The sequence below is a fragment of the Methylobacterium sp. Leaf361 genome (genome assembly GCF_001424445.1).
Lineage (GTDB): Bacteria > Pseudomonadota > Alphaproteobacteria > Rhizobiales > Beijerinckiaceae > Methylobacterium.
In genome coordinates this window covers 255117-273825 of record NZ_LMPY01000045.1, presented here as the reverse complement: position 1 = coordinate 273825, position 18709 = coordinate 255117, and the positions used below count along the sequence as shown (strand labels likewise).

General features: G+C 71.6%; 14 protein-coding genes. 6 read left to right on the top strand and 8 right to left on the bottom strand.

The genetic code is table 11. From position 1 onward, the window contains the following. Positions 1–196: 196 nt before the first annotated feature. A complete protein-coding gene (locus tag ASG32_RS25055) occupies positions 197–2110 on the top strand; it encodes an EAL domain-containing protein (RefSeq protein ID WP_244492177.1) in 1914 nt (637 codons plus the stop codon). A gap of 21 nt (positions 2111–2131) precedes the next feature. Here the strand turns inward: ASG32_RS25055 and ASG32_RS25050 are convergent, their stop codons facing one another. Further along, positions 2132–2356, bottom strand: a complete 225-nt coding sequence (locus ASG32_RS25050; protein WP_056531763.1) for a hypothetical protein — start codon at positions 2354–2356, stop codon at positions 2132–2134. 279 nt (positions 2357–2635) lie between these two features. On the opposite strand from ASG32_RS25050, the gene ASG32_RS25045 reads away from it, so the two are divergent. From ASG32_RS25045 to ASG32_RS25030, 4 genes are all read left to right on the top strand, one after another. Continuing rightward, positions 2636–3385, top strand: coding sequence for a collagen-like protein (locus ASG32_RS25045; protein WP_244492175.1), 750 nt, complete (start codon positions 2636–2638; stop codon positions 3383–3385). A gap of 411 nt (positions 3386–3796) precedes the next feature. Beyond that, positions 3797–5410 (top strand): TolC family outer membrane protein, encoded by a 1614-nt coding sequence (locus ASG32_RS25040; protein WP_056531760.1) that lies wholly within the window; start codon positions 3797–3799, stop codon positions 5408–5410. 197 nt (positions 5411–5607) lie between these two features. Further along, a complete protein-coding gene (locus tag ASG32_RS25035) occupies positions 5608–6153 on the top strand; it encodes a DUF2497 domain-containing protein (protein ID WP_056531758.1) in 546 nt (181 codons plus the stop codon). A 113-nt stretch (positions 6154–6266) separates the two neighbouring features. Then, positions 6267–8984 (top strand): valine--tRNA ligase, encoded by a 2718-nt coding sequence (locus ASG32_RS25030; RefSeq protein WP_056531757.1) that lies wholly within the window; start codon positions 6267–6269, stop codon positions 8982–8984. A 72-nt stretch (positions 8985–9056) separates the two neighbouring features. Here the strand turns inward: ASG32_RS25030 and ASG32_RS25025 are convergent, their stop codons facing one another. After that, on the bottom strand, positions 9057–9422 hold the full coding sequence (locus tag ASG32_RS25025; RefSeq protein ID WP_056531754.1) for a hypothetical protein: 366 nt from the start codon (positions 9420–9422) through the stop codon (positions 9057–9059). A gap of 326 nt (positions 9423–9748) precedes the next feature. On the opposite strand from ASG32_RS25025, the gene ASG32_RS25020 reads away from it, so the two are divergent. Further along, positions 9749–11275 carry a Do family serine endopeptidase gene (locus tag ASG32_RS25020; RefSeq protein WP_056531752.1) on the top strand — a complete coding sequence of 509 codons (1527 nt, stop codon included), beginning with the start codon at positions 9749–9751 and terminating at the stop codon, positions 11273–11275. Positions 11276–11390: 115 nt separating this feature from the next. Here the strand turns inward: ASG32_RS25020 and ASG32_RS25015 are convergent, their stop codons facing one another. From ASG32_RS25015 to hpnA, 6 genes are all read right to left on the bottom strand, one after another. Then, positions 11391–12089, bottom strand: coding sequence for a phosphorylase (locus tag ASG32_RS25015; protein WP_056531750.1), 699 nt, complete (start codon positions 12087–12089; stop codon positions 11391–11393). Positions 12090–12322: 233 nt separating this feature from the next. Continuing rightward, the gene (shc, locus tag ASG32_RS25010) at positions 12323–14320 is read right to left on the bottom strand and encodes a squalene--hopene cyclase (RefSeq protein ID WP_056531748.1); all 1998 of its coding nucleotides are present in this window, start codon (positions 14318–14320) and stop codon (positions 12323–12325) included. A gap of 42 nt (positions 14321–14362) precedes the next feature. Beyond that, positions 14363–15664, bottom strand: a complete 1302-nt coding sequence (hpnE, locus tag ASG32_RS25005; RefSeq protein ID WP_082558040.1) for a hydroxysqualene dehydroxylase HpnE — start codon at positions 15662–15664, stop codon at positions 14363–14365. After that, positions 15664–16515, bottom strand: a complete 852-nt coding sequence (gene hpnD, locus ASG32_RS25000; protein ID WP_056531746.1) for a presqualene diphosphate synthase HpnD — start codon at positions 16513–16515, stop codon at positions 15664–15666. The genes hpnE and hpnD overlap by 1 nt, the downstream gene beginning before the upstream one ends. Beyond that, positions 16512–17408 carry a squalene synthase HpnC gene (gene hpnC, locus ASG32_RS24995; RefSeq protein WP_056531744.1) on the bottom strand — a complete coding sequence of 299 codons (897 nt, stop codon included), beginning with the start codon at positions 17406–17408 and terminating at the stop codon, positions 16512–16514. Before hpnC ends, hpnD begins: the two co-directional genes overlap by 4 nt. Then, positions 17405–18433, bottom strand: a complete 1029-nt coding sequence (gene hpnA / locus ASG32_RS24990; protein ID WP_026604540.1) for a hopanoid-associated sugar epimerase — start codon at positions 18431–18433, stop codon at positions 17405–17407. The genes hpnC and hpnA overlap by 4 nt, the downstream gene beginning before the upstream one ends. Positions 18434–18709 lie beyond the last annotated feature (276 nt).

The window sequence follows — 18709 nt, the reverse complement described above, 5'->3', positions numbered from 1 at the left end:
GATCGGGCGCGGCGCGCGTTGATCGTTCAACGATATCTTACGATTCGGTGCCATGAGTCCCTCATCTTCGAGTGGACGTGCGATGATCGTTCGGGACCAGGAGAGATCCGAGCCGGGCTCACCCGGCTCCGGTGAATCTCTCGACCCTGCAGATCCGAGGTGGGGCGCGCTGATCCGGCGGGATCAGCTGGAGGCCATGCGCGGGAGCGTGCTGGCGGCCATCCCGGTCAACATGCTGCTCGGCGTGGCGAGCATGCTCGTCGCCTACAGGAGCGGGCACGGCACCGTGGGGGCCATCTGGTTCGCGGCGTCGACCAGCGTCAACCTCCTGCGAATCGCCCTCTGCCGGATCCCCTGCCTCGGCCTGGCGCTGACCGCCGACATGACGCCGAACCTCGCCGCGGCCGCCGCGCGCTCCGTCGACCGGCACCTGCGCGTCTTCACGGTCGCGGCGTTCCTCTCCGGACTGGTCTGGGCCTGTCAGCCTCTCTTGTGCGACGGCTACACGACCGCCGAGACCCTGTTCTACCTGACCATCACCTGCGGCGTGACCGCGGGGGCGGTGACGCACGGGATCGCGTACGCGCGCATCCCCCTCGCCTTCATCGCCCTGCCGCTGCTGTCCGTCGTGGCCTGCCTCGCCTATGCCGGCGACTTCGACCGGAACTGCCTCGCGGCCTGCGTGCTGCTCTACTTCCTCGCCCTGACGCACACGGCGTTCCGCAGCGAGTCCGTGTTTCGCGAGGCGAGCCGGCTCAAGAACGAGGCTCACGCCCTCGCTCGGTCCCGTGCCGAGGCCCATGCCAGCGCCAGCGCCCTCGTGGACGAGATGCGGTGGCGCGCCACGCACGACGATCTCACCGGCCTGCTGAACCGCGCGGGCTTCCTCCAGGCGACGGAGAACCGGCTCCGCACCGGGACCCTCAGCCTGCTGATGCTCGACCTCGACGGGTTCAAGTTCGTCAACGACGTCTACGGCCACAAGGCGGGCGATCGGGTGCTCGTCGAGGTGGCGCGCCGGCTGAAGGACGCGCTGCCGGAGAACGGTCTCGCGGCCCGGCTGGGCGGCGACGAGTTCGCGGTGCTGTACGATCCCGTGACGTCGGGCGTGCCCGACGACGTCATGGCGGCGAACCTCATCGCCGCGGTGTCCCAGCCGTTCGACGGCTTCGACGCGGGCCGCCTCGGTGTCAGCATCGGCGTCCACGCGAGCGCGGAGCCGAGCTTCACCGAGATGCTGAGCTGCGCCGACGAGGCGCTCTACGCCGCGAAGGCCGCCGGGCGGAACCGCTACCGGGTGTTCGATTCGGGCCTGCGCGAGGGGCTGCAGATGCGGCGGGACCTGGAGCGCGACCTGTCGCAGGCCCTGGTCGAGAACGCCCCGAAGGTCTGGTTCCAGCCGATCTACGCGGCCGATGGCCGGACCCTGGTCGGGCTGGAGGCCCTGATCCGCTGGGAGCATCCGCGGCTCGGCTGGATCGCGCCCCCGGACCTGATCGCCGCCGCCGCGATGGCCGGCCTGACCGAATCGCTGCTCCGCTACATCCTCGAGCAGGTCTGCGCGATGCTGGAGATCCTGCATCGCCGCGGCCTGAGCGGCGTGCGCGTGGCGATGAACGTCTCACCCCGGGAGATGGCGCAGGTCCCCGTGGACGAGATCGTCATCGGGCGCCTGAACCTCCTCGGCCTGCCGCCCACCATGCTGGAGATCGAGATCACCGAGGAGACGGCCCTCGACATCGGCGCGGTGCAGGGCAAGCTGCAGGCGCTGTCCCGCGCCGGCATCCGGGTTGCCCTGGACGATTTCGGCATCGGCTACTCGTCGCTCTCCTCGCTGCGCCAGCTCAAGGCGGACCGGATCAAGATCGACCGGAGCTTCGTGACCGGCCTCGGGGCGAGCGACGACAAGCGCGGGCTCGTCCTCGCCGTCCTCGGCCTCGGCCGGCTGCTCGGGCTCGACGTGGTGGCGGAAGGCGTCGAGTCGGCCGAGGACCTGAACATCCTGCAGGCGATGGGCTGCCCGTTCCTGCAGGGCTACCATCTCGGCCGCCCGATGCCGGTGGAAGATCTGGAAGCCACCCTGCTCAGCACGCGCATCGCCGCGGCCTGAGCCGGTGCCGGCGCGCGCGGCTCAGAACCGCCCGGCATCCGCCGGATCGCGGCGCATCAGCCGGCGCGCCGCCGCGTGCCACAGGCGGTCCGGAATCCCGTAGAGCCACACGAGCGCCGCGCACCCGGCGATCGCCAGCAGGAACAGCCAAGCCAGCGCCTCGAGGATGGGCCCCGGCGGCGTTCCGGACTCGGTCCGGTCGTACCAGAGCGGGTCCGTGTCCCAGGGCGGATCGTCGTTGTCCACGGCAGAACCCTCCACCGCGGGTCCGAATGCGGCCCGGGGCGCTCGCGCGGCGGTGACCGGTGAATCGGTCCGCGTCACTCCTCTGCCGGCCCGGTCCGCACACGCCTGACCGGGTCCAGCGCGGTCACGCTACAGGCCCCGCCGCGCGCCCTTCGAATACCCATTTCGGACTACGGCCTTCGACCGGCCGCGCTTTTCCACATCCAACTTTCTCCGCAATTTATTGCTTAGTTTGCGGGCTATGGCATTCTGACCGTCTAAAAGACTGCGTGACCTGCCATGAGATCTGCCAAACGCCTGTGGCGCGAGCGCTGGGCGCTGTGTTCGATGCTGGCCCTATCGGCCGCCTGCGGGCTGCCGGCGCGGGCGGCGGACATGCGCATCGAGGCCGCCAAGATCACCGGCGGTGATCTCTGGATCATCGGTTACGCCGACGATCCGGGGGTGGAGATCACGCTCGACGGCCAGTTCCCCCACCGGACCGACAGCCGCGGCTATTTCGAGTTTCGCGTCGTCTATCATCCGGCCACCTGCATCGCGACGCTGCGGACGCCGAAACAGACCCGCAGCATCGTGGTCGGCGAGTGCGGCCAGCAGGGGCCGCAGGCGCCCGGGCTCGCCGGCCCGCGCGGCGAGACGGGTCCGCGGGGCGAGGCCGGGCCTCCCGGCGAGCGGGGCGCGATGGGACCGCCCGGGCCGCCCGGACCCCAGGGGCCAGCCGGCGCGGAGGGCGTCGCCGGACCGCCGGGCCCGCCGGGCGAGCGCGGCCCCATCGGCATGGCCGGCGCACCGGGGCTGATGGGTGCCATGGGCCCGCCCGGCCCGCCCGGGCCGCCCGGCGGCACCCGCGGGCAGCCGGCTTCCCCGAGCGCCGCGCCGAAACCGAACCCGTCGGCCGCGCTGGCAGGGCCGGCGCCGAAACCGCGGCCGCCGGCGCGGGCGCGCCGCGCACCCGAGCCGGAATCCGCGCCCGAGGGACCGCTGGATCTGGAGCCCGACGCCGGCGGCGGCGGGATGGACCGCTACTAGGCGCGGACCGGTGTCGACCGCAGGGCCAGCCGCGGAACGGGCCACCCTGCCCGGCCGGGGGCGACGCGTCGGCTCCCAAGTCTCGCGTGGCTGCACGCCGGCAATAGTCTTTGGAAGAGCGTATTTATGCGACTTAACAACTCAATTCGCTCGTGTGCCGCGCTGTCCGCGCCGGGTGTGTCACCTTAATGCCCCAACGCCGCACATTCCGCCGCCAGACCCGCACCGAGGCGAGCCAAAGCGCCCGGTTTGCGCTAAGCGTGACGGTGGGGCGGGCTTGATCGGAGACGAGCGAAACGCCGTACCTTGGCCGTTTTCGTCTCGGACTTCCGGACCGAAAGAGACCGCAAGGGCTTGTTCATCGTGACACGACGTCCACCAGCGAGTTGCCCGACGTTCCGCCTGGCCGGGATGGTGTCCGGACTCGCGATGCTGGCTGCCATGCCGGCATCGGCCGAGACTCTGGAGAGCGCTCTCGCGAAGGCCTATCAGGGCAATCCGAGCCTGAACGCCAGCCGTGCGGGCGTGCGCGCTATCGACGAGAACGTGGCGATCGCGCAGTCGGGCTACCGGCCGACCGTCAACGTCAACGCCGCGATCGGCGTCCAGTACCTTCAGACGCGCTCGTCCAGCACGGTCGCGACGGCGGCCACCGGCGGCACGGCCGCGACCACCGCCGGATCGGCCCTCGGGACGACGGGCGGCGGCCTGGGCGGAACGGCGGGCGCCGGGACGACCGGGACCGGAACGACCACGGGGATCGGGTCCACGGGGATCGGGACCGCGGGCGGTACCACCGGCATCGGAACCTCAGGTGCCGGGGCGGCGGGATCCGCGACCGGCGGCGAGGGCCTGTCCGGCGGCGCGACCTCCGACATCGCGAGCCAGGTCATCACCTCCCGGCGGACGACGCGCACCACCTACCTGCCGAGCTCCGCCAGCCTCAACGTCACGCAGACGATCTTCAACGGCTTCCAGACCGACAACACGGTCCGGCGCGCGGAGTCGCAGGTCTACAGCCAGCGCGAGAGCCTGCGCTTCACCGAGCTGTCGGTTCTGTACAGCGCCGTCCAGGCGTACATGAACGTGCTCAGCAACACGGCAACGCTGGAGCTGAACCGGAACAACGTCGAGGTTCTGGAAGAGCAGCTCCGCCAGACCCGGGACCGCTTCAACGTCGGCGAGGTGACCCGGACCGACGTCGCGCAGGCAGAGGCCCGACTGGCCGGCGCGCGATCGCAGGTCGCCCAGGCCGAATCGACCCTCCGCACGAGCATCGGCGTCTACCGGCAGAACATCGGCGTCGAGCCGCGCCAGCTCGCGCCGGGTCGGCCGCTGGACCGGTTCGTGCCGCGCAGCCTCGATCAGGCGATCGCCGTCGGCCTGCGCGAGCACCCGCAGGTCGTCTCGGCCATCCACAACGTCGACGCGAGCGAGGCCCAGGTGAAAGTCCTGGAAGGCCAGCTCGCCCCGCAGCTCAGCCTGCAGGGCTCGCTCAGCCAGCTCTACGACCAGAACGGACCGAACCAGAGCTTCTTCGTCGGCTTCGTCGGCGGACGGCTCTCGATCCCGATCTACGAGGGCGGCCAGACCTACGCGCAGATCCGGCAGGCCAAGGAGTCGGTCGGCCAGGCCCGCATCCAGGTCGACCAGATCCGCGATCAGGTCCGCGCCCAGATCGTCGATTTCTGGGGCCGGCTCGAGGCCGCCAAGGCGCAGGTCATCGCCGCCCAGGCCCAGGTCCAGGCCAACGAGGTGGCGCTGAACGGCGTGCGCGAGGAAGCGCGCGTCGGCCAGCGCACGACCCTCGACGTGCTCAACGCGCAGCAGGAACTGCTGAACTCCCGGGTGAACCTCATCGTCGCCCAGCGTGACCGGGTCATCTTCTCCTACGGGGTGGTCCAGGCGATCGGACAGTTGACCGCGCGCTTCACGGCGCTCCCGGTCGAATACTACAGCGCCAAGGTTCACTACGATCAGGTCAAGGATCTCTGGTTCGGCCTGCGTACCCCGGACGGCCGCTGACGGCTTTTCCACGGGGAGTGTGTTGTGGGCGCGCTTGCCGTCACGAAACAGCATGGAATACTGATTGAACATCGATCCATTCGGGTCGCTTTCCAGTCTCCCATGCCCGAGTGCGCCTGCCGATGAGTGCAGCAAGCCCCAAGATCCCGGACCCGAAATTCCAGGACAAGGCTGCCGATAAGGCGCACGAGCCTTCGATGGAAGAGATCCTCGCGTCGATCCGGAGGATCATCGCCGACGATCAGGCCGCCAAGCCGGCCGAGGTCGCGGCGCCCGCTCCGGAGCCCGACGACGTGCTCGACCTCGCGGAGGTCGCCGAGCCGGTGATGCGCCCGCGCGTCGTCGAGCCGGAGCCGGAACCCGAGCCGGCCCCGGACCTGCTCGACTTCGACGCGATCGACTTCGAGGACCCGGTGACCGCCGCGCCCGAACCGGAGCCCGAGCCCGAGCCGGCCCCGGAGCCGCCGCCCCCACCGCCTCCGCCCCCGCAGCCCGTGCTCCAGGCCGCCCGCGCGCCCGAGCCGGAGCCCGAGGCCCTGGTCTCTCCGGCCACGGATGCCAGCGTCAGCGGCGCGTTCAACCTGCTGGCCCACACCGTGCTGACGCAGAACGCCCGGACCCTGGAGGATCTCGTCAAGGAGATGCTCCGGCCGATGCTGAAATCCTGGCTCGACGACAACCTCCCGGCCGTGGTCGAGCGACTCGTGCGCGCCGAGATCGAGCGGGTGTCGCGCGGCCGCTGAGCCGGCGGCCTGGGTACGGCGGCCGCGGGCCGCCGTCCGCGTGTTGACGGGAGCGGCGTGACGGTCGAAAGCGGGGCCACCCCCGTTTGGACAAGCGCCGGCCCGTACCCGCGATGATGGACAAGACCTTCGAGCCCACCTCCGTCGAGGCGCGGATCTCCGCCGCCTGGGCCGAGGCGGACGCCTTCCGTGCCGGCCGGCCCGAGCGCGCCGGGGCCCCGCCGTACTGCATCGTGATCCCGCCGCCGAACGTGACGGGCTCCCTGCACATGGGCCACGCCCTCAACAACACGCTGCAGGACATCCTCTGCCGCTTCGAGCGCATGCGCGGCAAGGACGTGCTCTGGCAGCCGGGGACGGACCATGCCGGCATCGCCACCCAGATGGTGGTCGAGCGGCGGATGATGGAGCGTCAGGAGCCCGGCCGCCGCGAGATCGGCCGCGCGGCCTTCGTCGAGAAGGTCTGGGCCTGGAAGGCGGAATCCGGCGGCGCGATCGTCAACCAGCTGAAGCGGCTCGGCGCCTCCTGCGACTGGTCCCGCGAGCGTTTCACCATGGACGAGGGGCTGAGCCGGGCCGTGCTCAAGACCTTCGTCGACCTGCACCGGCAGGGCCTGATCTATCGCGACAAGCGGCTGGTGAACTGGGACCCGAAATTTCAGACGGCGATCTCGGACTTGGAGGTCCAGCAGGTCGAGACCAGGGGCCATCTCTGGCACTTCGACTACCCGGTGGTGGACGAGGCCGGCAACGAGACCGGCGCCGTCATCACGGTGGCCACCACCCGCCCCGAGACGATGCTGGGCGACACCGGCATCGCGGTCCATCCCGAGGACGCGCGCTACACCGCGCTCGTCGGCCAGCGCGTGCGCCTGCCGCTGGTCGGGCGGCTGATCCCGATCGTGGCCGACACCTACTCGGATCCCGAGAAGGGCACGGGCGCGGTCAAGATCACGCCCGCCCACGACTTCAACGACTTCGACGTCGGCCGCCGCCACGGACTCGGCCTGATCAACGTCCTCGATCCCGAGGGCCGGATGCTGCTCGACGGCAACGCCGAGTTCCTCGACGGCGTCGCGCCCGAGCCGGAGGCCCTGGCGCTCCACGGCCTCGACCGGGCGCAGGCCCGCAAGGAGGTGGTGGCGCTGATGGAGGCGCGCGGTCGGCTGCGCGCGATCGAGCCGAACACCTACGCGGTCCCGCACGGCGACCGCTCGGGCGTGGTCATCGAGCCCTACCTGACCGACCAGTGGTACGTGAACGTCAAGCCGCTCGCGGAGCGCGCCCTCCAGGCGGTGCGCGACGGGCAGACCAAGTTCGTGCCCGAGAACTACGAGAAGATCTTCTTCCAGTGGCTCACCAACATCGAGCCGTGGTGCATCTCGCGCCAGCTCTGGTGGGGCCACCAGATCCCGGTCTGGTACGACGACGCCGGCGGCATCTTCGTCGCCGAGAGCGAGGCCGAGGCGCAGGCGGCGGCCGACGCGCAGCACGGCCGGCCGGTCGCGCTCACCCGCGACGCGGACGTCCTCGACACGTGGTTCTCCTCGGCGCTCTGGCCGTTCTCGACGCTGGGCTGGCCGGACACGACCCCGGAACTCGCGCGCTTCTACCCGACCAACACCCTGGTGACCGGCAAGGACATCCTGTTCTTCTGGGTCGCCCGGATGATGATGATGGGCCTGCACCTCACCGACCGGGCGCCCTTCGACACGGTCTACCTGCACACGCTGGTGCGGGACGCGTCGGGCGCGAAGATGTCGAAGTCGAAGGGGAACGTCGTCGATCCGCTGGAACTGATCGATCAGGTCGGCGCCGACGTCCTGCGCTTCACCCTCTGCGCGCTGGCCGTCCAGGGCCGCGACATCAAGCTGTCCACCGACCGGGTCCAGGGCTACCGCAACTTCGCGACCAAGCTCTGGAACGCCGCCCGCTTCGCCGAGCTGAACGGCTGCCGCCTCGACCCGGCCTTCGACCCGCGCTCCGCCACCGGCGCGATCAACCGCTGGGCGCTCACCGAGGCGGCCCGCGCGGTCGACGAGGTCGCGGGCGCCCTCGAGGCCTTCCGCTTCAACGACGCGGCGGCGGTGGCCTACCGCTTCGTCTGGAACATCTTCTGCGACTGGTATCTCGAGCTCGCCAAGCCGGTGCTCCAGGGCGAGGGCGTCGATCCGGCGATCCGGGCCGAGACGCAGGCGAGCGTGGCGTTCCTGATCGATCAGGTCGCCAAGCTGCTGCACCCGTTCATGCCGTTCCTCACGGAGGAGCTGTGGGCGATCAAGGGCGCCGACCTGCCGGAGCGCGGCCTGCTGACCCTGGCCGCCTGGCCGGACCTCGGCGGCCTCGCCGACGCGGCCGCGGAGGCCGAGGTCGGGTTCGTGGTCGATCTCGTCAGCCAGATCCGCTCGGCGCGGTCCGAGACCAATGTCCCAGCCGGCGCGCAGATCCCGCTGGTGATGGTCGGCGCCGCCCCGGAGGTGAGAGCGCGGGTTGAGGCGTGGCGCGACACGCTCCTGCGCCTCGCCCGACTGTCGGAGATCACCTTCGCGGAGACGCCGCCGAGGAACTCGGTCCAGCTCCTGGTGCGCGGCAGCGTCGCCGCGCTACCGCTGGAAGGCGTGGTCGACCTCGCGGCCGAGGTCGCACGCCTGAAGAAGGAGCAGGGCAAGGCGCAGGGCGAGATCAAGAAGATCGACGCCAAGCTCGGCAACGCCGACTTCGTGGCCCGGGCGCCCGAGGAGATCATCGAGGAGAACCGGGAGCGCCGCGAGAGCGAGTCGGCGCGGCTGGCGAAGATCGAGGAAGCTCTGGTCCGGCTCAGCGGCGACTGAGCGCCCGTCCGGGACGCACCCCGAACCGTCAGGCCGCGTCCCGGACGGTCCTCGGCGCCCTGCGCCGGCGCGTCAGCGGCGGGTGCCGAGCGTGCCGGTGAACGCCCGCGGCCCGCCCCAACTGGCGGCGGACGCGTCGTTCGGGGTCCAGAAGCCGTCCTGCGACGCGCCTCGCGGATGCAGGGAATAGTCCGGTGGAACGTAGCCGCCCGACTGGTTCCAGTAGCCGGGCCGGAAGTTGGCCGCCGATTTCGCAACGCGCTCATCTCCGGGGCGGCGCGTATCGACGCTGTACGTTCTCTCGGAAACGCTTCGCAGCGCGCGACTTGCGACGACGGGCTTCGCGTCGAAGTAATCACGGTAATCCGCGTACGACTCGACCGCCAGCGCGCCGACAGTCGACCCGAAGAACATGGCGGCCGCCAACAGCACCTTCATTGCCAATTCCTCTGCCTACACATTCAAATCTGGCGGCACCGAGATTGCGCCGGCCCGCCGAACTGAGCGGTATTTAAGATCGACTCCCGGAAACGGCGGTGCCGGACAGCACGAGCCTGGATCCGGCTTAACCCGCGCCGGGTCGTCGGACCTCCGGTCTCGGTCACGCGCCGCGATCGCGCTGGGGCTCCGCGCGCGCTCGGCTACCTGTCCAAACGGTAATTTGATCGCCACGCCCGGGTCAGGCGCCGCCCCTTAGACAGATCCCATCGACGGCCGCGACCGCCGGCGTCGTCCCGATCAGTCCCGAGAGGTTGAGACCCCCCATGACCGAGACCCGTCCCACTGGCCGCACCTCGCGCCGCGCCCTCGCCTCCGTGGCGGCCGCAGCGCTGATCGCCGGCGGTGCCATCGGCAGCGGCTATCTGCCGGCTGCGACCCCGGCCTACGCGCAGGCTCTGCCCAAGTCGCCGATCGAGGCGCCCGAGCACCCGCCGGGCTCGTTCGCCGGCATCGTCAACAAGGTGAAGCCGGGCGTGGTCTCGGTGAAGGTGAAGCTCGACGACTCGGCGAGCAGCGACGACGACGATGGCCCGAGCCAGGGGCGCAACCTCCAGAACGTGCCGCCGCAGCTGCGCGAGTTCTTCAAGCGATTCGGCCAGAACGGTCCCGGCGGCATGCAGCCCCAGCATCAGGGCCCGCGCGGCGCGGTGGGATCCGGCTTCATCATCTCGGCCGACGGCTACGTGGTCACCAACAACCACGTGGTCGACCATGCCAAGACCGTGCAGGTGACGCTGGACGACGGGCGCACTCTCGACGCCAAGGTCATCGGCAAGGATTCCAAGACGGACGTCGCCCTGCTGAAGATCACCGAGGGCTCGAACTTCCCGTACGTTCAGTTCGGCAAGTCGGCCCCCCAGGTCGGCGACTGGGTGGTGGCGATCGGCAACCCGTTCGGCCTCGGCGGCACCGTGACCGCCGGCATCGTCTCGGCCCGCGGCCGCGATATCGGCGCCGGCCCGTACGACGACTTCCTGCAAATCGACGCCCCGATCAACAAGGGCAACTCGGGCGGCCCGACCTTCAACGTCAACGGCGAGGTGGTCGGCATGAACACCGCCATCGCGTCCCCGTCGGGCGGCAGCGTCGGCCTCGCCTTCGCGATCCCCGCCGAGACCGTTCAGGCGGTGGTCGACCAGCTCCGGACCGACGGCAAGGTCGCCCGCGGCTACCTGGGCGTCCAGATCCAGCCCGTGACGCAGGACATCGCCGAGGGTCTGGGCCTCGACAAGGCCAAGGGCGCCCTGGTCGACCACGCCGAGAACGGTACCCCGGCGGCCAAGGCCGGCCTGAAGGCGGGCGACGTGATCGAGAAGGTCAACGGCGACACGGTGGACAGCGCCCGCGAGCTGTCGCGCAAGATCGCCGGTCTGAAGCCGGGCGCCAAGGTCGAGCTGAGCTACCTGCGCGGCGGCAAGACCGACACCGCCACGGTGACGCTGGGCACGATGCCGACCGACGGCACCAAGATGGCGAGCCGCGACGACGATTCGGGCAACGGCCAGCCGCGGCTCGGCCTGCAGCTCGCCCCGGCCGGCGATGTCGGCCTGTCGGATCAGGGCGTCGCGGTGGTCCAGGTCGATCCCGACGGCCCGGCGGCCGCCAAGGGTATCGAGGCGGGCGACGTGATCCTCGACGTCGGCGGCCAGAGCGTGGCCCGTCCGTCGGACGTGGCGACGCAGATCCGGGCGGCCGAGTCGAGCGGGCGCAAGGCCGTGCTGATGCGGGTGAAGAGCGGCAAGGGCCAGACCCGGTTCGTGGCGGTCTCGCTCAACAAGAAGGCCGGCTGAGGCCGGATTCTCCCGGCGCGGGGTCCGCCCCGCGCCGTCTCGTGGTGACCTCCGACTCGCGCCGGCCGTACAGGCCGGCGCTTTTTCGTGGCTCGCCTGACCGCGTTCGCGGGTCTCAGCGACCCGGGACCGGTATGCCCAGTCCCGGCCCGAGCCGCGTCCGGCACCGTCCCAGCGCCGCGAAGGCGGCGTTCGAGTCCCGGGCGAGGCGCATGAGGTCTCCCAGGCGTGCCCGGCCGCGCGCGAAGGCGAAGAACACCGCGGCGATGTCGGGCTCGCCGTCCGGCGTGAGGGCCGAGGCCGCGAAGGCCGGCAAGGCCTGATCGGCCGGATCGCAGATCACGCGGACGGCCGCGAAGGGCAGGCCGTGCCGGCCCGCGAAGGACGCGGCCACGTGCGATTCCATGTCGACGGCCGCGGCGCCGGTGGTGGTCCGCAGGTCCGTCTTGCCGTCGACCGCGAGCACCGCCGTGTCGACGCCCGCCAGATCCGCCGGGATCACCCGCGGCCCGACGCCGGACAGGAGGTTGAGCAGCGTGGCCGACAGGTCGAGATCGGCGGCGCGCCGCCCCTCCTCGCTCACCACGCCGGTGCCGACCACGACGTCGCCGGGCCGGAGCGAGGGATCGAGGCCGCCCGCGATGCCGAAGCTGACAACCGCCCGGCAGCCGGGCTGGCCGCGGGCCTCTAGGAGTTGGCGGAGCCGCTGGGGATTGCCGCCGGCACCCACGGCCTCGACCCCCTCCCCCGCCGCCATGCGGCGCTCGCGGGCGAGGCCGGTGACGGCCAGGACGGGTGCGGCGGGATCGATCATGGCGCGCTCGTGGACGAGTCCGGCGAGGTCCGCAAGAAGGCGCGAGCGCCGAGGCGGTGTCCGGGCCGGATCCGGCGCGGGGGGCGGTTCGTCCGGTCCCGCGGGATCGCTGTCTGAGGAGGCCACGTGTCTCGTACCGGGGCTCGCGGATCGGCTGTCGGGACGGTCGAGCGCGCTGCGATCCGGCGGAGCGGAGCCGGCCCGCCGGGCCGGCCCCAGGACGTCGGCGGACGTCACATGCCGAACTGGACGCGCCGGCTGTTGCCACGCTTGAGGTTGCGGAAGCGAGCCATCGCCCAGAGCGGGAAGAACTTCGGGTAACCATGGTACCGCAGGTAGAAGACCCGCGGGAAGCCCGTGGCGGTGTAGCGCTCCTCCTTCCAGAACCCGTCCGCGCCCTGCGTGCGGGTCAGGAAGTTGATGCCCCGGGTCACGGCCGGGTCGTCGACCGCGCCGGCCGCCATCAGGGCGAGGAGCGCCCAGGCGGTCTGCGAGGCGGTGGACGAGCCGGGCTCGAAGGCCGGGTCGATCTTGTACGAGGAGGCGTCCTCGCCCCAGCCGCCATCCGGGTTCTGGATCCGGATCAGCCAGGACACGGCCTTCTGGATGCGCGGATCGGCGGAGTCGACCCCGGCGGCGTTGAGGGCGCAGAGCACCGACCACGTGCCGTAGATGAAGTTCATGCCCCAGCGGCCGTACCACGAGCCGTCCTCCTCCTGATCATTCAGGAGGTAGTTCACGCCGCGGTCGAGGGCGCGGGAGGTCTCCCGGGTCTCGCCGAGCTGGGACAGCATCCCGACCACGCGCGCGGTCACGTCCGCGGTCGGCGGGTCGAGCAGCGCGCCGTGATCCGAGAACGGGATGTGGTTGAGATACATGTGGTTGTTGTCGGCGTCGAACGCCGCCCAGCCACCGTCCTCGGATTGCAGCCCCTCGACCCATTCCCGGGCGCGGGCGATCGACGCCTTGTAGTCCGGCATGCCGGCGACGAGGCCGTGCTGGTGCATGGCCCGGTCCATCGCCATCACCACAACGGCGGTGTCGTCGAGGTCGGGATAATGCGCGTTGGCGTACTGGAAGGCCCAGCCGCCCGGCCGGACCTTTGGCTTGCGCGCCGCCCAGTCGCCGACGATGTCGAGCACCTGCCGAGGCTTCAGCCAGTCCAGACCGGCGCGGGCCTGGGCCTCGGCCTCGGGGCCGCCGGCCTCGAGCAGCGCGTGGCTCGCGAGCGCCGTGTCCCAGACCGGCGAGACGCAGGGCTGGACGTAGGCCTCGTCGGCCTTCTCGACGACGAGCTTCTCGATGGCGTCGCAGGCGACGCGGACCTGCGGGTGATCGGGCCGGTAGCCCATCACCTCGTACATCAGCACCGAGTTGACCATGGCGGGGAAGATGGCGCCCAGGCCGTCCTCGCCGTTGAGGCGCTCGCTCACCCAGGCGCGGGCCATCTCCATGGCGCGCTGCCGGCTCTTGCGCGGCAGGTGGTTCTCGACCCGCTGCAGCACCCGGTCGATGAAGCCGAAGATCGGCGTCCAGGGCCACGTGGCGTGGGGCGAGCCCGGCCAGGAGCGGACGCTCTCCGGCGGGGTGACGAACAGCTCCTGCACGCTGATGCCGCGGGGATTGCGCGCCCGGGGCTTGGTCGCCTGCAGCACGAACAGCGGCACCACGGTGGTGCGGGCCCAGTAGCTGATCTTGTCGAGGTGGAACGGGAACCACTTCGGCAGGAACATCACCTCGACGGGCATCACCGGCACGGCGCGCCACGGCACCTCGCCGTAGAGGGCCAGCATGAAGCGGGTGAACACGTTGGCGTTGGCCGCGCCGCCGCGGGACAGGATGCCCTCGCGCGCCCGGCGCATGTGCGGCGCCTCGATGTCGTCGCCGATCATCTTGAGGGCGAAATACGCCTTGACCGTGCAGCTCATGTCGAACGGCCCCTCGTGGACGAGGGCCCATCCGCCGTGCCGCCCCTGGGTGCGGCGGAGGTAGCTGCCGATCTTGGCCTCAAGGTCGCCGGGGACTCGCGTGCCGCGGAAATGGTGGAACAGGATGTACTCGGACGGGATCGTGGCATCCGCCTCGAGCTCGAAGCAGATGTGCCCGTCGTCGTGCGCCAGGGCGGTCAGCGCGCGCGTCGCCTGCGCCACGCCGCGCTCGACGTCCTCGAGCGAGATCCCCTGAGTCTTCGAGCGCTGCAGCGCCTCGACTTTGCTAACGGCCTCTCTCATAGTCCTCGCCTCGAACGACCGCCTCGCGGCGGACGCCATGCCTCAAGCTGCGCCGCGCACCTGGGTTCCAGCACGCGCGGCAGATCCCGCACGCAAGGAACGTGCGGCCGTCTGGCCAGAGCGGATCGCTCCCTCGATCGTCGACGGCAGGCCGGTGGCGGTCCAATCGCCTGCCAGGACGAGATTGTCGTAGGCGGTTTCGGCCTTCGGGCGCCGCGCGGCTTCCGCCGGCGTCGCCGCAAAGGTCGCACGCTTCTCCTTTACGATCTGCCAGCTGGGCAGGTCGGGTGCAAGGTTGCACAGCTGTGCGATCTCGGCCCAGATCTGCCGCGCGAGGTCTTCGCGGGGCACGTCGAGGAGCCGGTCGGCACCGCTGATCGTGACCGAATACCGGTCGGGATAGGCGAAAAGCCACTCCGTGAGGCTGTTGACCACGCCGAGGACGAGCGGGCTGCCGGGCTTCGGCACCAGCGCGAAATGCGCGTTCACGATGGAGCGGAATTCCACCGGTGCGAGGAGACCGGGCAACACCTCCCGGGCGACCCACGGCGGCAGCGCCAGCACGACGCCGTCCTCCGGACCGAGGGTCTCGGCACCGTCCGAGAACACGAGCTGCCCGACCCGGCCGTCCGCGATCTCCAGCGCGCGCAGGCGCCGGCCGAGGCGGATCTCGCAGCCGCGGCTCGTGAGGTAGCGGATCGCCGGATCCACGAAGGCGTAGGACAGCCCTTCGACGGCCACCAGCGGGCGGCAGGCCTTGCCGCCCGCCCCCAGGGTCTCGCGCAGGATCCGCGCCGCCAGCCCGACGTCGCTGTCGCGGGGCTCGGTGTTGAGGGCCGCGAGCAGCACCGGGTGCCAGAGGCGCCGGTAGAGCGTGCCCTCGCAGGCCATGTGCGCGCCGATGGTCCCGCCCGCGCCCTCCGCCTTGCCGGAGGCCGCGCGCAGGATCCCGAGGGGCGCGAGGTAGTCCCGGGCTCGGGTGCCGGGGACGCGGCGGGCCGGGCTCATCACCCACCAGGGCAGCCGCCCGGCGTTGGGCCGCAGCCGCCAGCGCTCGCCGGTCTTCAGGTCGGCGAAGTCGAACTCCGCCACGTCCGGCCCCACCAGGGCGTCGGCCGGCGCGCCGATCGTCCGGAGGAACCCGAGGGAATCGGCGTTGCCGGACAGGAGCAGGTGGTTGCCGTTGTCGATGGTCAGGCCGAGGGCCGGGTCGTAGTACGAGCGGCAGCGGCCGCCGGCCTGCTTGGCGGCCTCGTGCAGGACCACCCGGGCGCCGGATTCGGCGAGCGTGACGGAAGCGGCGAGGCCGGCGAGGCCGGCGCCGACGACGTGGACGGTGCCCATCAGATCAGGCCGTGCCGGACGACGACGCCCAGCAGCGCGAGCTTGCCGGGCTTCACCCGGGCGCGGGGCATCGCCCAGCCGCGCGCGAGGACCGCCTTGAGGTAGAGGTGATAGGCGGCGGCCATCAGCCGGGCGGCCTTGGTCGCCTTGCGGGGGCTGCGCCGGATGATCTCCCAGGTCGCCTGGTAATGGTCCTCGGCCTCGCGGGCGAGGGAGATGCAGACCTCGCCGATGCGGGGATGGCCGATCGCCTCTGCCGGCGTCGGGTCGGTGAGGCCGATCGCCCGGAGCTTCTCGCGCGGCAGGTAGAGGCGGCCGCGCTCGGCATCCTCGTCGATGTCGCGCAGGATGTTGGTGAGCTGGAGCGCGCGGCCTTGGTGCCACGCCAGCCGGATGCCGTCCGCCTCCGGCATGCCGAAGATCCGCACCGACAGCCGGCCGACCGCGCTGGCGACCCGGTCGCAGTAGAGGTCGAGGGTCTCGGCGTCGGGGGCGACGATGTCCGCGACGGCGTCCATCGCCATGCCGTCGATGACCGCCTGGAAATCCTCGCGCTTCAGGCCGAATCGGCGCACGGGCTCCACGAGGTCGCGCACCCGCGGGGCCGGGCGGCCGGCGTAGAGCGCGTCGATATCGGCCCGCCAGCGGTCGAGCTCGACTTGCCGGACGGCCCGGGTGCCGCCGTCGTCGGCGACGTCGTCGACGGCGCGGCAGAAGGCGTAGACGGCGTACATCGCCTCCCGCCGCTCCTTCGGCAGCAGGCGCATCGCCGTGTAGAAGGAGGAGCCGGCGGCGGGCAGCGCCGGGGCGGCGCTCGCGTGGTCCTGGGCGGGCGTGGCGGTGGCGGTCACGAGCGGATTCCCTGAGCCGCGGCCCGGACGGTCCGGCCGCGGAAGGGCCGGCGCGCCAGGGTGGCGGCGACGCCGCCCAGCGCCGTCAGCGCGAAGGCGGCCTTGCCGTGATGGACTTTCTCCGAGAGCGGGTCGCGCTCCAGCAGGCCCCGGCTCAGCACGACGGCGAGCCGGTGGATGGCGGCGATCTCCAGAGACAGGCGCAGGTCGTCGATCAGGTCCGGCAGGACCGCGCCCTCGTCGAGGAGGTCGAGGCAGCGCTGCGCCAGCTCGCGGATCGCGGCCCGGAGCTGCGGCGGCGCCTCGGCCTCGCCGAGCATCGCCACGGTGGCGCCGTGGCGGTCGAGGCAATCCTGCGGGAGGTAGACCCGGTCGAGCGCCGCGAAGTCCTTGCCGCAATCCTGGAGGTGGTTGATCACCTGGAGCGCCGCGCAGATGGCGTCGGACGCCCGGTAGACCCGGGCCGGGTCTTCGCCGTGCACGTCGAGGACGTAGCGGCCCACCGGCATCGCCGAGTAGCGGCAGTAGTGGATCAGCTCGTCCCAGTCCGCGTAGCGGTTCTTGCGCGCGTCCATGCGGAACGCGTCGAGGAGTTCCAGGGCGTGCCGGGGCGGCAGGCCGCGGGCCGCGAGCTCGCGCTTCAGCGGCTCGGCCTCGGGATCGGACGGCCCGGCGCCGGTGAGCGCGTCGGCGAGGCGATCGAGCAACTCGATCTTGCGCTCGGGCGACAGGGCGGCGTGATCGGCCACGTCGTCGCCGGCGCGGACGAAGTTGTAGAACGCCAGGATCGCGCCCCGGTGGCGGGGATGGATCAGGTGCGAGGCGACGGGGAAGTTCTCGTCGCGGTGCCCCTTGCCGGAGCGCGTCGCGGTGGCGGAATCGAGGGTGCTCATGCGAGGTAGCCCGCCTCCCGGAACCACGTGATCGCGTCCGACAGGCCCTCGCGGTACGGCCGGGCCGTGTAGCCGAGTTCGGCGCGCGCCTTCCTGTCCGAGAAGAACATCCGGTAGCGCGACATGCGGATCCCGTCGATCGTCGCGAAGGGCTGCCTGCCGGTGACCCGCGCGGCGAGCTGCGCGAAGAACGCCACCGGGTAGACGGCGGCCCGGGGCAGATTCACGGTCGGCGGCTTGCGCCCGACCATGCCGGCGATGTCGGCGAGCATCTGCGAGAGGAACACGTCCTCGCCGCCGAGGATGTAGCGCTCGCCGATGCGGCCTTTGCGCAGCGCCAGGAGGTGCCCCTGGGCCACGTCGTCCACGTGGGCGAGGTTGAGCCCGGTATCGACGAAGGCCGGCATCTTGCCGAGCGCCGCCTCCTGGATGATCCGGCCGGTCGGCGTCGGCTTGACGTCGCGGGGGCCGATCGGCGTCGACGGGTTGACGATCACCGCCCGCAGGCCGTCCCGGGCGACCATCTCCTCGACCACCCGCTCGGCCACGACCTTGCTGCGCTTGTAGGCGCCGATCGCGGTCTCGGGCGTCAGCGGCATGGTCTCGTCGGAGGGCGTGACGCCGTCGGCCGGCGGTTTGATCGTCGCGACGCTCGACGTGTAGACGACACGCTCCACGCCGGCCTCGAGCGCCGCGCGCATCATCAGGCGCGTGCCGTCGCGGTTGGTGCGGACGATCTCCTCCATGTCCGGCGCCCAGAGCCGGTAATCGGCCGCGGCGTGGATCAGGTAGCGCTGGCCGCGCATCGCCGCCGCCACGGCGGCCGGGTCGCGCATGTCGCCCTCGGCGATCTCCACGTCGGTCCAGGTGAGGTTGCGGCGGGGGCTCGACGCGCGCACGAGGATGCGCACCGGGAAGCCGGCCCGGCGGAACACGTCGACCAGGGCTGAGCCGAGGAAGCCGCTCGCGCCGGTGATCAGCACGGGACCGACCTCGGACGGGCCGGAAGCTGGGGCCTCTGCCATCGCGGATCTGGAGGATTACCGAAAACCAGTGCGGCCGGGGATCCCCAGCCGCGCCGCGCTTGTGTCATCGAACCGCCCGAGCGGCAAGCTTGAGCGGTGCCGGACAGGGTCGCGCCGCGGCGCGGCACGCGCCCGTGGGCGTGTTACGCACAACAGGCGGGGCCGTCCCGGCAGGGCCCGGCACGGGACGCGCGGCCCGATCCCCGCGGCCGCGGGGAGTTCGGGCCCGCCACCCAAGCCGCGACCCACGACGCGACCTTGCCACGACCTTGCCAG